The organism is Pandoraea sp. SD6-2, assembly GCF_000389825.1.
GTDB classification, from domain to species: Bacteria; Pseudomonadota; Gammaproteobacteria; order Burkholderiales; family Burkholderiaceae; genus Pandoraea; species Pandoraea communis.
On record NZ_KB944425.1, the window covers coordinates 207,606 to 223,482 of the forward strand.

Genomic DNA, 15,877 nt, shown 5'->3' on the forward strand with positions numbered 1-15,877 from the left:
TCAGCGCCGTGCCGGAGCAAGAATGATATGGGCGCCTTCCGCCTGAGCCGCATGCAGCGCATCGACCGTCGACGCGCGATGATCCTGCACGGCACGCTGGTTGATCGACCCCTTGTCGGTGACTTCGCCCTTATCGAGCGAAGGCGGCGAGTCGAGCAGCATGAGGCGAGCGACATAAGTGGCACTGCCACCTGCCGTGGCATTGAGCTTCGTCAGCAGCGCCGCGAAGACTTCCCGCACGGGGGCGGCGGCGAGCACGTCCGCCAGGGGGGCATCCTTCGCCAGCGCACTCAGACGGCGGCAGTCCTCCACCCGCGGGAAGACCATCAGCCCGATGTCGTCGCGATTGATCCCCGTGACCACGGCATCCTGCACATACGGCGCACCTTCCGAAATCACGCGGGCACGCAACGGCCCAACACTCACGAACGTGCCGGAACTGAGTTTGAAGTCTTCGGTGATGCGCCCATCGAACTGAAGACCGATCTCCGGCTGTTGTACGTCAACGAACGTCGCGGCGTCGCCCGTGCGGTAGTAGCCTTCTTCGTCGAACACCGGCTCGCTGGCCTGATGACGCCAATAGCCCGCCATGACGTTCGGACCACGGAACCGGACCTCCAGCTTGCCGCCCACCGGGGCCAGCTTCACCTCGCAGCCGGGCGCCGGCAGACCGATGTAGCCCGCCCGCATGATTGGCCCGGTGGTGAACATGCAGCTCGGCGAGGTCTCGGTCATGCCGAGTCCGGACATGATCCGGATGCGCTCGCCGCAGTGCTGTTCGGTCACACGTTCGAGCCGGTTCCAGGCCGCCTGCGACAACCCTGCACCGCCGAAGAAATAGAGATTCACACGCGCGAAAAAGCGCTCGCGCAACGCGGCATCGCTCTCGAGCGCAATGGCAAGGTCCTCCCACCCCTTCGGCACGTTGAAGTACACCGTCGGAGATATCTCGCGCAGATTGCGCAGCGTCTCCTCGAACTTGCCGGTCACCGGCTTACCGTCGTCGATGTAAAGGGTGCCGCCGTTGTACAACGCGATGCCCACGTTGTGGCTGCCCCCGTAGGTGTGATTCCACGGCAGCCAGTCCACCAGCACCGGTGGCGCCTCGCCGAAGGTCGGGAACGTTTGCAGCAACATCTGCTGGTTGCTGCACAACATGCGCTGCGTGGTCGGCACGGCTTTCGGCTGACGCGTCGAACCGGACGTGAACAGAATCTTGGCGATGGTATCGCCGGTGACCTGCGCGTGTACGGCGTCGATATCGCGCGGCACGGTGTCTAGCAGCGCGTCGAACGCCAGCGTGCCGCCATCGCCGCCAGCGCTCACACGAATCACGTCGTCGCCCAGCACGGCATCCATGGCACGTCCGTAGGCATTGACGTCGGTCGCATAGACGAGGCCCGGTTGCAGCACGCCAAGCGTGTGACGCAACTTGCCGTAGTCCGTCGACACGATGGAGTAGGCCGGTGAAATCGGAGCGAACGGCACGCCTGCGTACATCGCGCCGAGGGCCAGTTGGAAGTGTTCGAGATCGTTACCGGACAGAATCGCAATCGGGCGCTGCTCGGACAGGCCGCGATCGCGCAAAGCCTGACCAATGGCGCGCGCACGCAACAGCATCTGCGCGTAGGTGATGCCGATCCAGGCGCCGTCGGGACCGCGCCGCGCGATCAGCCATCGTTCCGGATGCTGAGCGGCGCCCGACACCAGCCGGTCGGTCAGACGCTCGGGAAAGTCGCCGAGCGCTTCACGTGAGCGCAGATACCAGAACTCGCCGTCGCGCCGCACTTCTACGCCGGGATTGCCGATGCTCACCGGCCGGTAGCGATGCGCCGCGATCTCCGGCGTCTGCGCCGCCGTCGTGTTGTTGCCTTGATTCAAAACACTGTCTCCTGCTTCAGTCCTGCCGGGACGCGCTCTAGGTCGCGTTCGCGGGCGGTCACATCCTCATCCCCAGACCTGATCAGATCGGGTAGTGACGCGGGGTCGTTTGCACCGTGATCCAGCGAAGCTCGGTGAACTCGCCAATGGACGCCTTACTGCCAAAGCGGCCGTAACCACTCGCCTTCACGCCGCCAAACGGCATCTGCGCTTCATCATGCACCGTGGGGCCGTTGATGTGGCAGATGCCCGACTCGATGCGTTTGGCCAACTGCATGGCACGCGACACATCGCGACTGAAGATCGCCGCCGACAGGCCGAACTCGCTGTCGTTGGCCACCGTCACCGCTTCGTCGTCGCTCTGCACGCGCTGGATCGTCACCACCGGACCAAACGACTCTTCCCGGTACAGACGCATCGCAGGTGTCACGCCATCGACAATCGTTGCCTGCATGACCGCACCGTCGACGCGGCAGCCAAGCGGCAAGCGCGCGCCGTGCTCGCGGGCGTCCTCGACCAGCGCTGCTACGCGCGACGCCGCCTGCGCACTGACCATCGCGCCAAGCACGCTGTCGGGCGATGTCGGCGACCCGGCGTGCAGCTTCGCCGCCTTGGCGGTGAGCTTCTCGACGAAGGCGTCAGCGACGCGCGCATCGACGATGACCCGCTCCGTCGACATGCAGATTTGCCCTTGATTGAAGAAGGCGCCGAACGCAATGCCGTCGACTGCGGCATCCAGATCGGCGTCGTCGAGTACAAGCACGGGTGCCTTGCCGCCCAACTCCAGCAGCGCCGGTTTGAGATGCTCGGCCGCGAGGCGCGCAATGATGCGGCCCACGTGGGTGGAGCCGGTGAAGTTGACCCGGCGCACCGCCGGATGCGCGATCAGACGCGCCACGATCTCGCCGGCATCTTCCGGCGCATTCGTGACGACGTTGACCACACCGTCGCCAAGCCCTGCCTCATGCAGACATGCACCAATCAATGCATGCACCCCCGGACACTGTTCCGACGCCTTGAGCACGACCGTGTTGCCGCATGCGAGCGGCATGGCCAGCGCTCGCGTGGCGAGAATGACCGGCGCGTTCCACGGCGCGATGCCCAGCACCACACCGACCGGCGAGCGCACGGCCAACGCGAGGCTGCCGGGCACGTCGCTCGGCATGACGCTGCCGTCGATTTGCGTGGTCATGGCCGCCGCTTCGCGCAGCATGTTGGCCGCGAGCATGACGTTAAAGCCATACCAGTTGGCCATCGCCCCGGTCTCGGCCGCGCCAATAGCAATGAAGTCGGCCGCGCGGCTGTCCATGCGTTCTGCGGCCGCGAGCAAACGCTGGCGACGCGCCGTGGGCGAGAGCGCCGACCACGCGGGGAATGCCGCCTGTGCCGCGTCGACCGCAGCGTCGGCATCCGCCAGCGTGGCTGCCGGGGCTCGCGTGGCGACTTCGCCCGTCACCGGATCGATTCGCTCGAACGTCGCTCCGCCTTGTGCGCCGCGCCACTGGCCGCCGATCAGCATCTGCACTTCATGCATTGCGCGATTCCTCTTTCGTCTGTTCGGTTACGGATGGTCGTTGCACTTCAGCGCTTGTAAGCTTGCAGACCCGGCTTGATCGACTTGTCGTCGAGGAACTGCTTGAGGCCCTGCTCGCGGCCGTGCTCCGGGTCGCGCAGTTGCGCCTGATCGAGCTTGGCGTACAGATAGTCCTCGCTTTGCTCCCACGTGAGTTCGCGAGCGCGCTTGAAGCCGTGCTTCGCGGCACGCAGCACCACCGGGTTCTTCTCGAGCAGCTTGGCGGCGAGCGCCAGCGTAGCGTCGCGCAGTTGGGCGAGCGGCACGCTTTGATTGACCAGCCCCATGTCGGCGGCTTCCACACCGGTGAACGTATCGCCGGTCATGATGTAGTGCAACGCACGACGATGCCCCACCGTATCGGCCATCGCCTTGCTCACCAGGTTGCCCGGCGGAATGCCCCAGTTGATTTCCGACAGGCCGAAGACAGCCTCATCGGCGGCGATCGCCAGATCGCAGGCCACCAGCGGGGAGAAGCCACCGCCGAAGCACCAGCCGTTGACCATCGCGATCGTCGGCTTCGAGTACATGCGCAGACGGCGCCATTGCCAATCCGATGCGTCGCGGCGCACGCGTTCCTGCACGATTTCCGGCCCGCCGTCGATCTCGCGGAAGTACTCCTTCAAATCCATCCCGGCCGTCCAGGCCGAGCCCGCACCCGTGAGCACGACCACCTTGATGTCGCCGTCGAGTTCAACGGCGTCGAGCACCTGATTCATCTCGGTGTTGAGCGTGGGGCTCATCGCGTTGCGCTTTTCCGGGCGATTGAAGATCACCCAGCCAATGCCGCCCTCGACCTTCACGTCGACCGTTTTCCAGCGCCCTTCGTATGCATTCATTTGCGTAATTTCCAAGTGTGCGGGGCAACTTGCGCCGCGCGCCGGGAGTGGCGCGCGGTGTTGCCAACACACACATTTAATATCAGGTAACCTTACATTGCAAGGATTGCGTTTTCGGTGAAAACCCTTAGCCGGAGATGTCAGAACGTATGACGCATGCCGAGCATCACGCCGGTTTGGCCCTGGCCTGCGGGCGGCGTGGTGCCGCCACCGCCGCCGCTGACCGAGTACGCGGCGCGTGCGCTATTGAAAAGATAAGCGGCTTGCGCGTAGACAGCGGTGCGCACCGACAGTGAATAGGTAGCGCGCAGTGTGGTCATGGTGCCGCGCGTGTCGTGATCGTTGTTGATGATGCGATACACCTCGCCGTCTACCAGCCACGCTGGCGTGAGGTTGTACGCCGCACCGAGATAGAACAGATTCGAGTGCGTGTTCACGGCAGCCGTCGAGACGCGACGGCCCAGCCATCCGCCCCCGAGTTTGAATGCGCCGTACTTGTAGTACGCACCGAAGGTTGCGCGCGCGTCTTTGTCGCTGCTGCTGTTGAAGGCCGACGGCGCCTGTCCGTCGAAGAAGTTGGCCGAAGCATTCGTGCCGCCACGCTGTTCTTCATACGACGCCGCCACGCCGAAATTGCTCGCGTCGTACTTGAGCATCACCGACCAGTCGCGGCACTGCACCGCCTGCCCCGGCACCTGGCCCGCGCAGGTGCCCTGCCCCGGCGAGTTGCCCGTGCCGCCGGAATCGCGGCCGAACGAATAGCCCACGCCGAAGCTCAGCCCCTGCCAGCCGACCTGATACGTGACGGAGTTATCGGTACGCGCGTTCGGGATGTAGGCATCGAACGAGCCCATGCCGTAGATGTCCGGGCCGAGCACGTCGGAGCCCAGCAGCGCGTAATACGTCATGGAGTATTGCCGGCCCAGCGCCAGCGTGCCGTACGGCCCCTTCACGCCCACGAAGGCCTGACGGCCGAACATTCGGCCGCCCTGCCCAAGATCGCCGCCGCGAATGTTGAAGCCGCTCTCCAACTGAAAGATCGCGGCAAGGCCGCCACCGAGATCTTCCGAGCCGCGCAGCCCCCAGCGCGACGGCAGCTCTCCCGTCACCCCCGGCACACGCCAGACGGCGCCATTCGAGCTCGCATGAGAAACGTACTCGATCCCGGTGTCGACGATACCGTACAGCGTGATATTCGATTGCGCGCCGGCGATGCCGGGGGCAGCCAGCACAGCGGCCGCGCCCAGGGTTGCGAGCGCACGAGTGCGTGAGGGAAATGCCATACCTGTCTCCTGATTATCGATGTCGTTATGTATGCAGTCTTGCGGCGGCGAGTGCGCGTGCGATGCGCGCACGAAAAAACGCGACGGGGCAGCCGAATGCCGTCCGTCGCGTGCAAGCGAGGCCAACCGGTTGATGCTGGTCAGTCAGCCGCGCGGGGACGACGGATGAGTGTGAGTGCGGCCAGCGCGGCCACGATCGTCACGGGGATGCTGGCGCCGATCACCACGGCTGCGCTGCTGCCCACCGCGAGCAACATGCCTGCGGCGAGCGGCCCGACCACCGAGCCGATGCGCCCGATGGCCACGGCCGCGCCCACCCCCGTGCCGCGCATCGCGGTCGGGTAGTAAGCGGCGGCAAGCGCGTAGAGCACAGACTGGCCGCCGATGATGAACATGCCCGCGAAGAACGCCGCCGTGGCGAGCACGCTGAAGCCTTGTGCGGCGGCCAGACCGATCAGCGATGCGATCATCCCCAGATACATGCCGCCGATCACGAGCGACATGCGCGCCCGATCCATCAGATAGCCGAGCACGAGCACACCAACGGCACTACCTGCATTGAAGAGAATCTGCACCCAGCCGATTTCGCCGCGCGCCAGACCGCGCGATCCCATGAGCGAGGGCAGCCAGTTGAGCAGGAAGTACAGCACGATGAGCGTGCAGAAGTAGGACAGCCAGAGCTGGATGGTCGACACGCCGCGTCCTTCGGAGAACAGCACCGACATCATCGGTGCCGGCGTGGCACGCTGGCCTTGCGCGGCCGCGGCGGCAAACGCACGCGACTCGGGCAAGCACCAGGCCAGCAACGGCAACAGCAGCAGCGGGCCGACACCGCCAACGTAGAAGATGTGCCGCCAGTCGGCATCGCTCACCGCCAGCATGCCGATGGTGGCCGCGATGCCGCCGCCCAGCGGAATGCCGCAATACATGATGCTCACGGCCGTACCGCGCGAGCGCGGCGCCACGGCTTCCGAGGACAGCGCAATCAGGTTGGGCATCGCCCCACCCAGCCCGACGCCCGTGAGAACGCGCACGATCACCAGCATCCAGAAGTCGGACACGAAGGCGGTCGCAATCGACAACACGCCGAACAGCGCCGCCGAGAGCATCAGCACACGCTTGCGGCCAATGCTGTCGGCCAGTCGCCCGCCCACCATCGCGCCGGGCAGCAGACCGAATGTGCCGGCCGAGAACGCGATGCCCATTTGCGCCACGCTCAGGCCGAACTCCTTGGCCATGCCGCGCGCGGCAACCCCGACCGACTGGAGGTCGAGACCTTCGAGCAACGCCACGGCAAAGCACAATGCCAGCGTCAGCACGACCGGACTGGTGTTGCTTGCCGCCCCGTCTGCCCCCAAAGGCAACGCACGTGCGTTGCCGTCCCGATTCGCTTCCATGGTGTCTCCTGTGATCTTCTTGATGGTCTTCGGTTACCGCCCCTCCGGGCAGCACCTGATTCGAAGTCAGTCGACACCGGCGACGACGCACGCGGGGGCTCGTCAACACCGATCATTTAATCAGGAAACCTGATATTAACGACGCAAGTGCAACAGGCACGGCGATGCCGCAAGTGCGGCTCGTCGTTGTCGTCTTACCGTGTCACTGGGATTCGGTCGCGCGTATCTTCGCGTCGACGGACTCCATTTAATATCAAGCAACCTGACAATACAAGCAATCGGCGGCTCGGGACAAACCCGGAGTCAGTCGCGCAGATTCCGCACGAACATTTCGATATGGCGTTGCACCACTGCGGCGTCTTCGCGGCTCACGTCGGCACGCATGCGTGCGTCGATTTCCTTGGCCACGACCTCGCACCGGGCGAGCACGCGGCGGCCTTCGTCGGTGAGTTGCAACAGCACGATGCGGCCGTGATTGGGGTCGGGCTCGCGGGTGATCCACTGGCGAGATGCCATGATGCTCACGACCTCGTTGGCCGACTGCGGGGTGATGAACGAACGTTGCGCGAGTTGCGCGTTGGATAGCTTGCCGCGTGCGTCGAGTACCGACAGCGCGGTGAACTGGGCCAGCGTGAGACCGAGCGGCGCGAGCGCTTCCGACATGTGGCGGCGCAGCAGGCGGTCAAGGCTGGCGATGACGTACGTCAGTCGCAGTTTGGAGCGGCGCGGACGCGCATCGGCCGAGCCCGGTGTTTCCTCAAGCGTTTCGCTGCCGGGTTCCGGCGCGCGGATGTCGCGGGCGGCCGCTGCGGCGGCAGACTTCTTTTTCTGGGGTACGACGCTCATGGTGAGATGGCGATCGAGCACAAAAGGTATGCGCAGCGTATCGCGTGGTGCGGGAAAGTCAGCAGTGTAACGCCGCCGCCACGCGGTGGCGACGGTCGGCCGGCGATTTCTCCCGACGATGAGCACCGCGACCGGCTTACGCCGGCCGTGCGTTCAACTGGCGAGCTTGCGGAACGTTTCGAGCACGGCGTCGCCCTTGAACGGCTTGACGATCCAGCCCTTCACCCCGGCGGCCTTGCCGCGCTCCTTCATCGCCGGGCTGCTTTCCGTGGTGAGCATCACCACGTTGACGGTCTTGTTCGCAAGTTCGCCGCGAATCTTCTCGACCATCGTCAGACCGTCCATGTTCGGCATGTTCACGTCGCTGATGACCAGCTTCACGCCCGGGCTGGCCTTGATCTTGGCGAGGCCGTCGCGGCCGTCGATAGCCGTGTCCACGTCCAGGCCGTTCTTGCGCAGGAAACCCGCGACTTCGTCGCGCACGGTGCTCGAGTCATCGACCACGAGAATCTTCGACATGGTGTTGTCCTTGTGTATAAGAGGGAGTAGGTGTGCGAGCCGGGATCTCAGAACAATTCCAGCGCCCCGGTCTCGACGGGTTCGGTGGCCACCTGTGCGGCTTCGCGAAACGCTTCCGGCGACCAGTTCAGACTGAATACGAAATGCTGATGCAACGTCACGGTCTGCGCGCTGACCGGATCGGTGAGTCGATAGACAAAGCACAACTGCGGGTTATCGGTGCCGAACGAGATGTACTTCTGCTTGTGATTGATCAGCAGAGGCACTTGTATCTGTGCGCGGTCCACCGACAAGGGGTCGCCCATGTAGCGGTTCTTGAACGCCCCCCAGATCAGGTTCGTCAACTCGCCGAGCATGCCGTTGAGTTCGCGAAAGCCCGCCTGGCCTTCGCAACGGCCCGTGTGCTCAAGCAATTGCATGAACGGCACCTGTTCGGCCTGCATCATCATGAACCCACGGCACCAGGCGCTCTCTAGCGGGATCAGGCTGAAGACTTCGCCGAAAATGATGCGATCGCGCACTACGCTGGGCGGCTCGCAGTGCATGGCGATCTCACCGAACAGACCACGAAACACGCCGTCGGTGATGTCGATCATGCCGCGCACAAGCGCTTCGGGATATTCGTGCTCCACGCTGTCTTCGAGGATCAAAAACTGGCTGGCCGGCTCGCGGGGGGTGCTTCGGTTCATGGTCGTAATTTCCTATGGCGTGCGCCGATTCAAAACAATTCCAGTTCGCCGCTGCTGTCCTGCGTCACGCTGAGTTCGGCGTCGAAGTCGAGCGGCGCGTGCGCGCAAACGCACAGCGTGGCAGCCAGACGCACCGAGCCGTCGAGCATGATGTCCCACGATGCCAGATGGTTCGGTTTGAGCTGCATGAGGTGAGGCACGCAGCGCGCGCTCAGCACGTACGGCGTCGACATGCCCAGATCGGGGAAGTAGGCGAGCAGTTCCTGATTGATCGCCCCACAGCAGAGATTGCTGATTTCGAGGAAGACTTCGCGAAACGGCTTGTCCTGCGCGTCGCCCGCGAAATACCGGGTGGTGACGTCGTCCTCGTCGAAATGCAGCACCAGCAGCATGCGAAAACCGATGGACGAGATCGTGAGCACGACCACGTTGGCGTACCGCGTCGCCATATCGACGTCGGCATCCGAGGCGGCCGAATCTGTCTGACGTACCTTGAGCGGCACGATGTCGCACGCGGTGTCGGGTGTGCGGGCCAGCCGCGTGCGGACCGCCTTGTGCAGAATGCGTTCGAAACTGTCGCGTGCGTGGGCGCTGATCACAACGAAACCTGCCTGCTTAGTGAAGACGGGAATGCAACTGCTGGGCCAACGATTCGACGCTCGAGAGCGAGGCCGCAATCATTTTGCCGCCCGCCTGAATGTCCTGAAACGTCGCGGTGGTCGTCACGTCGTTGCGGTGCAGGCTGTCGCGGTAGCTCTTCGAAAGCTCCTCCGAGCGCGTGGCGAGCGAGCGCACTTCGCCGGCAACGATGCCAAAGCCGCGCCCTGCCGAGCCCGCACGCGCCGCTTCGATGGACGCGTTCAGCGACACGATCAGCACGTGCCGGACAATCGACGCCAGTTCGTGGTTCTTCGCGTGCATGTCCTGGTTCTGCGTCATGAGCGAGATCATCTGCTCGTGCCAGCGCTCGAACGTCGCCGCCAGACCGCGCAGGCGCGCGGCCTCTGCGGCAATGCGTTGCGCCTCGGCCTGCCAGAGGCCCTTCGCCTCGAGCACGGCCGCCTCCGACTTGCGTGCAGCCTCCAAATCCAGTTCCGCCTGCGTCAGACTGGCCCGTAGCGCGGCAAGCGCCTCGTCGTGCGCGTGGGCGCCTTCCTCGCGGCTTGTCACGGCCAGACGCTCACGCTCCAGCGCCTGCGCCAACGCTTCGTCGTGCGTCTTGGTCAGCGCACGCCAATGTGCGGTGGCCCGCGCCATGCGCCAGCGATGCGCGACAAACGCCACCGCACCCGCGCCGATCACGCCGGCCAGCGCCCCTGCCAACAGCCATTCCACTGCTTCCATACGCCATTCGTCTCCGAAAGCGGCACGGCGGCGGCAGACCCGTCAGGTCCGCGCCGCCTTGCCCATCGTGCTTACTGTGCCAGCGGTGCCGACGATGCCAACGGTGTGGCGGCGCCTCAAACCTTGTCGGCTTGCGACAGACCACCGCGCGAGGCCGATCGCTCGCCAGCCTCGATGGCCGGCAGGTCCACGGCATCGGCCGCCACACTGTTCAGATCGAAGCCATCGACCACCAGGTTGTCGGGCAGACACACCACCGTCTGGAACTGACGGAATTCGGCACCCTTGCGCTCGTCGGTGAAGCGCAGTTCGATACGGCCATGTTCGCGGCGCACGAAGTCCTGCACGGCATCCATGCCCACCCCGCGCCCCGACACTTCGGTGACTTGCGCTGCCGTCGAGAAGCCCGGACGGAAGATGAACTGGGCAATCTGCTCGTCCGTCACATAGGTCTCGGCGGTAATCCAGCCGCGCTGAACGGCGATATTGCGGATACGGTGCAGCGCCAGCCCGCGACCGTCGTCGGCGAGCGTGACTTGCAGCATGTTGTGGTCAAGGCCGACTTCGATGTCGATGGTGCCCGCGGGCGGCTTACCCTTCATACGACGCTCGTCCGCACTCTCCAGCCCGTGATCCATCGAATTGCGCAGCAGGTGCATGAACACGTCGCGCAGAATCCGCACGGCGGGCGATCGCAGGCGGTAGCCGTTGTCGTCGATTCGCACGGCCGGGGCCGGCTTGCCGAGTTCGGCCGCAAGCGACGGCAACGAATCCAGCACACCGCCCAGCGCTTCGCCCACGCCTTCGGTGCCCAGCAGACGCAGCGTCTGGTGCACGGCGTCGCGCATGGCGACAAGTTGCTGCGGATCGTTCGGATCGGCCGCTTCGAGCATGCGCAGGCTGGCCCGGATGTGCGCGCGATCGACCACCATCGACTGTTCGTCGGCGGCTCTGCCCGGGCCCTTGCGGCCGAGACTCATCTCATTGATTTGGGCGTAGGTGTCGACCGCTTCGCGCACGCGTTCGAGTTCGCGCATCAGGCCGTCCTGATCCCACAGACGAGCGACGTCGGGCTGACGCAGATCGTGATAGCGCTGCTCGGTCTCGTGCACGACGTTCGTCAGATATTGCAGGTTATATGTGCGCGCGTTGCCCTTAATGGTGTGCATGTTGCGGAACAGCTCCGCGATGGCCGCACTGTCGGCTTGCGAATGCTTGCGGATGATGCGTTCGTTCTCGCGAATGAAGCCGGTCGAGCTTTCGATGAAGTGATGGAACTTCTCCTGACTCACCGCCAGAATCTCGCCGATCATCTCCAGCCGCTGCTTCTGCTCGTTCGCCTCGGCGGCGAGTTCGCGCAGCTCTGTCACATCGCGCACACACAGCATCAGACGCAGGATCGTGTCGCTCTCGTCGGTGATCGCCGACCACGTCAGATCGAGTTGCTTCACCCGGCCGTCGGGCATGCGCTTACCGATCTCGCCCACCAGCAGGTGTTCGTTAAAGGCGAAGTTGATGGCGTCCTGCCCGATACAGGCGTCGATGGCGGCCTCGACCTGCGAGAGCGCATTCGAACCCAGATCGCTCTCGCCGAAGACCAATTCCATGACGGGGCGCCCGGCGATGTCCTGCGTCTCGAAGATCGCTTCGAGGTAAGCCGAGTATTCGCCATGAACCTTCGAGCCGTCGACGACCGTCAGAATGCCCTGCTGCATGTTCTGCAACATCGCCTGAATGTCGGCCGTCTTCTGCTTGAGTTGCGCCGAGCGCTCCTGAATCTTCTCGATCATGCCGTTGAACGCCACGATCGAATGCCCGATTTCATCCATACGGCCGACCGGCACCCGGCGGGTGAAGTCCTGGCTGTTCGCGATCTCGCTCATCATGGCCTGCATGCGCGAGAGGGGACGCGTGATCTGGCGATACAGCAGCGCACCAATGGCCGTGAGCAGCACGATCGCCAACCCGGTCACCAGCGCGATGGCCGTAGTGGTGGTCGAGAGCGTGTCGTTGAGCGTGGCGATGGCCGAGTCTTTCTGACGGTTCTTCTCGACACGAAGCGTGTTGACTACGCCTTCGAGTTCGTCGCGATACTGCGCGACCATCGCGAAGAGAAACGCCTGCGCCATCTCGGTCTTGCCGGCCTGCTTGAGCTTGGCGGTGTCGCTGATCGCGTTGAAGTAGTTCTCGACGCTCTCGCGGGCTTGCGTCACCAACCCCTTCTGGGCGTCGCTCGCGGCGCCTTGCGCCTGACGGGCAAGCGACTGGTCAATTTCGCCGCGCAGTTTCTTGAGATTATCGAGCGCCTGCTCGACGACGGTGTCGTCCGGCGCGTAGACCAGCGTCATGGTGGCGATCTGCACCGCCTTGACTTGCGAGACGAGATCGGCGGAAGCCAGCGCGCTCGGCACTACGCCTTCCGTAACCTGCCGCACCTTATGAGCGCTGGCGCGAGTCTGATAGACCGCGTAGCCACCAATGATCGAGAGCGCCACAAACGTCAGGATCACCAATAGCGTTATTCGATGACGGATCGTCATTGCGTCGTTTCCCCGGGGTCGCACCGGCGCCCGGTGCCACGCGCGAACTGACGCAGTAGATCGGCCGCCGAATTAGTTTGTAGATTCCTCGTGCGATGTGATTATTGCGGGCGAATCGTGACGATTCGATGAATCAACAGAAGCTTCACGTATCCTCGATCCGGCAATGCCTTGTAGGAATCCGAGACGAGTGAGTGCACACGAACATCGCCGCGCGCCCCGCTCCGGTCCGCACAACGTCCCCCACAAACGAGAACAGCGCCGGTGGCACGGTGCAAGGCACACGCGCTACCGGCGCTGTTCGGACGACGCCTGGCTCAGTAACCGGCGGCCAGACCGTCGCGGCGACTGTCGCTGGCGGCGACATAGCCGCGTTCCGGATCGTTGCGATCCAGGCGCCAGATGTACTGGCCCGAGCCGAAGTCCATGTACGGGTCGTCGACAGACTTCAGCCGATGACCCATCGCCACCAGCCCGGCCACCGTTTCGCGGTCAAGCGTCGATTCGATATCGACGGTGAAGTCGCGATTGACCTTCCAGCGCGGTGCGTCGCACGCCGCCTGCGGCTGCTGGCCGTAGTCGATCATCCGCACGATCGATTGCAGATGGCCTTGCGGCTGCATGTCGCCGCCCATCACGCCGAAGCTCATCACGGCCTCGTGCTTGCCGTCGACCTTCTGTGTGAGGAACGCCGGGATGATCGTGTGGAACGGACGCTTGCCGCCCTCGACCACGTTGGCCGACTTCGGGTCCATGGAAAAACCGCAGCCGCGATTTTGCAGCGCGATGCCCAGGTCCGGCACCACGACGCCGGAGCCGAAGCCCATGTAGTTCGACTGGATGAAGCTCACCATCATGCCCTGCTCGTCGGCCGCCGCGAGATAGATCGTGCCGCCGGACTTCGGCATGCCGAAGTCGAAATGCGATGCGCGCTCCGGGTCGATGAGCTTGGCACGCGCGGTGAGATAGGCGTCGTCGAGCATCTGCTCGGGCGTGACTTCCATGGAACGCGGATCGGCAACGTATTTATAGAGATCGGCGAACGCGAGCTTCATCGCTTCGATCTGCAAGTGCTGCGAATGCACCCGGTCGACGGCCAGACGCGACACGTCGAACTTCTCGAGAATGCCCAGCGCCATGAGTGCCGCGATGCCCTGCCCGTTCGGCGGAATCTCATGCACGGTGTAGCCGCGATAGTCCTTCTCGATGGGTTTGACCCAGTCCGCACGGTAGTTGCGCAGATCGTCGGTCGTCATCGCGCCACCATGCTGCGCCGACCATGCGGCGATACGCTGCGCGATCTCACCTTCGTAATAGGCGCGCGGTCCGTGCTCGGCGAGCATGCGCAACGTGCGCGCATGGCCCGGCATGCGGACCATCTCGCTCGTCGTCGGGGCGCGGCCATTCGGCATGAACGTCTGCGCGTAGCCCGGAAAGTCTTTCAACTCCGGCACCGCCGCCGCCCATTTGCGCGCGACGATGTGCGCCACGGCATGCCCGCGCTCGGCGATCTCGATGGCCGGCGCCATGAGGTCGGCGAACGGCAGCTTGCCGAACTTGGCGTGCAGCGCCTCCCAGCCGGCAATTACGCCGGGCACGGTGGTGGTGTCGACTCCGCGCATCGGCTGCTTGGCGATGCCATGCTGCTCGCCGTACTTTTTACGGAAATAGTCGACGTTCCACGCGGCGGGGGCAACGCCCGAGGCGTTCAGGCCGTGCAGCGCCTTGCCGTCCCAGATCAGCGCGAAACAGTCGCCGCCAAGGCCATTGGACACCGGCTCGACGACCGTCATGCACGCGGCGGCGGCAATCGCCGCGTCGACGGCATTGCCGCCCTGCCAAAGAATGCGCAGACCGGCTTGCGCGGCAAGCGGGTGCGACGTCGACACGATATTTCGGGCGAACACCGGCAGGCGCGGTGTCGGGTACGGATTCTGCCAATTGAATTGCGTCATGGGACTCGCTGTTGACCTTTGTCTCGAATGGTTGGAATGGGCCTGTCAGGTGGCGATGCTGTCGAGTATCGCGTCTCTCGTCGTGCTATTGCTCGCGCGGATCGAGCGCGTCGCGCAAGCCGTCGCCCAGCAGGTTGAAGCCGAGTACCGTCAAGAAGATGGCGATACCGGGAAAAATGGACATCCAGGGCGCCTGTTCGACAAAGTCCTTTGCCGTATTGAGCATCGAGCCCCACGACGGCAAAGGCGGCAATTGTCCCAGCCCCAAAAACGACAGGCTCGCCTCGGCGATGATGGCGGTGGCCACCGTCAGGCTCGCCTGCACGATGATCGGCGGCAGCACGTTCGGCAAGATGTAGCGCACGATGATGCGCGTGTCGGTGAGGCCAATGGCGCGCGCCCCTTCCACATACTCTTCCGCCTTGACGGTGAGCGCCTGCGCCCGGGCGAGCCGCACGAAACGCGGCATCGCGGAGACGCCGATGGCGATCATCGCGTTCGTAAGGCTCGCGCCCAGGAACGCCGCCATCGCAATCGCCAGAATCAGGAACGGGATGGACAGCAGCGCGTCGGCCAGTCGCGAGATGATGGCGTCGACCCAACGGCCGAAATACCCCGCGAGCAGACCCAGCGGCACACCGATAATCACCGCAATGCCCACCGACACCACGCCCGCCGCGAGCGACGCGCGCGCGCCGAAGATCATGCGGGCGAGCACGTCGCGGCCTAGCTCGTCGGTACCGAACCAGTGCAGGGCACTTGGCGCCTGCCGCACGGTCATGAAGCTCGTGGCAACCGGATCGTAAGGCGACAGCCACGGTGCGAAGATCGCGACGATCACCGCGAACGCCACAATGACGGCGCCCGCGACCGCCGCCCGGTTGCGCACGAACTTGCGCAGCCCGCGATGCCGGCGTCGCGGCAAACGTTCGGCGCCGGCTGCGGCCGCGACGGGACGGCTCCCTTCGGGGGTCGGCGATGCAGAAGAAGTCGTTGGCAATGCGGCCATGT

The 15,877-nt window shown here is 64.5% G+C and carries 13 protein-coding genes; all 13 read right to left on the reverse strand.

The genetic code is table 11. From position 1 onward, the window contains the following. Nucleotides 1–1,881, reverse strand: a complete 1,881-nt coding sequence (locus C266_RS04555) for a feruloyl-CoA synthase (RefSeq protein ID WP_010804525.1) — start codon at nt 1,879–1,881, stop codon at nt 1–3. Nucleotides 1,882–1,963: 82 nt separating this feature from the next. After that, nucleotides 1,964–3,415, reverse strand: coding sequence for an aldehyde dehydrogenase (locus C266_RS04560; RefSeq protein ID WP_010804526.1), 1,452 nt, complete (start codon nt 3,413–3,415; stop codon nt 1,964–1,966). 47 nt (nt 3,416–3,462) lie between these two features. Next, the gene (locus C266_RS04565) at nt 3,463–4,293 is read right to left on the reverse strand and encodes a p-hydroxycinnamoyl CoA hydratase/lyase (RefSeq protein WP_010804527.1); all 831 of its coding nucleotides are present in this window, start codon (nt 4,291–4,293) and stop codon (nt 3,463–3,465) included. Nucleotides 4,294–4,433: 140 nt separating this feature from the next. Continuing rightward, a complete protein-coding gene (locus tag C266_RS04570) occupies nt 4,434–5,576 on the reverse strand; it encodes a porin (protein WP_010804528.1) in 1,143 nt (380 codons plus the stop codon). 140 nt (nt 5,577–5,716) lie between these two features. Beyond that, entirely contained in the window at nt 5,717–6,973 is a 1,257-nt protein-coding gene (mhpT, locus tag C266_RS04575) for a 3-(3-hydroxy-phenyl)propionate transporter MhpT (RefSeq protein ID WP_010804529.1), read from the reverse strand. A gap of 303 nt (nt 6,974–7,276) precedes the next feature. After that, nucleotides 7,277–7,819 carry a MarR family winged helix-turn-helix transcriptional regulator gene (locus tag C266_RS04580; protein WP_081636157.1) on the reverse strand — a complete coding sequence of 181 codons (543 nt, stop codon included), beginning with the start codon at nt 7,817–7,819 and terminating at the stop codon, nt 7,277–7,279. A 153-nt stretch (nt 7,820–7,972) separates the two neighbouring features. Next, on the reverse strand, nt 7,973–8,338 hold the full coding sequence (locus C266_RS04585) for a response regulator (RefSeq protein ID WP_010804531.1): 366 nt from the start codon (nt 8,336–8,338) through the stop codon (nt 7,973–7,975). A 47-nt stretch (nt 8,339–8,385) separates the two neighbouring features. Next, on the reverse strand, nt 8,386–9,027 hold the full coding sequence (locus C266_RS04590) for a chemotaxis protein CheX (RefSeq protein ID WP_010804532.1): 642 nt from the start codon (nt 9,025–9,027) through the stop codon (nt 8,386–8,388). 29 nt (nt 9,028–9,056) lie between these two features. Beyond that, nucleotides 9,057–9,626, reverse strand: a complete 570-nt coding sequence (locus C266_RS04595) for a hypothetical protein (RefSeq protein ID WP_010804533.1) — start codon at nt 9,624–9,626, stop codon at nt 9,057–9,059. A gap of 16 nt (nt 9,627–9,642) precedes the next feature. Beyond that, complete coding sequence (locus C266_RS28285; RefSeq protein WP_010804534.1) at nt 9,643–10,371, reverse strand: methyl-accepting chemotaxis protein; 729 nt, start codon at nt 10,369–10,371, stop codon at nt 9,643–9,645. Nucleotides 10,372–10,487: 116 nt separating this feature from the next. Beyond that, nucleotides 10,488–12,911: an MCP four helix bundle domain-containing protein gene (locus C266_RS04605; protein ID WP_010804535.1), complete on the reverse strand. Its 2,424-nt coding sequence runs from the start codon at nt 12,909–12,911 to the stop codon at nt 10,488–10,490. Between the two features lie 317 nt (nt 12,912–13,228). Beyond that, a complete protein-coding gene (locus C266_RS04610; RefSeq protein ID WP_010804536.1) occupies nt 13,229–14,866 on the reverse strand; it encodes a gamma-glutamyltransferase family protein in 1,638 nt (545 codons plus the stop codon). A gap of 85 nt (nt 14,867–14,951) precedes the next feature. Beyond that, entirely contained in the window at nt 14,952–15,875 is a 924-nt protein-coding gene (locus tag C266_RS04615; protein ID WP_010804537.1) for an ABC transporter permease, read from the reverse strand. Nucleotides 15,876–15,877 lie beyond the last annotated feature (2 nt).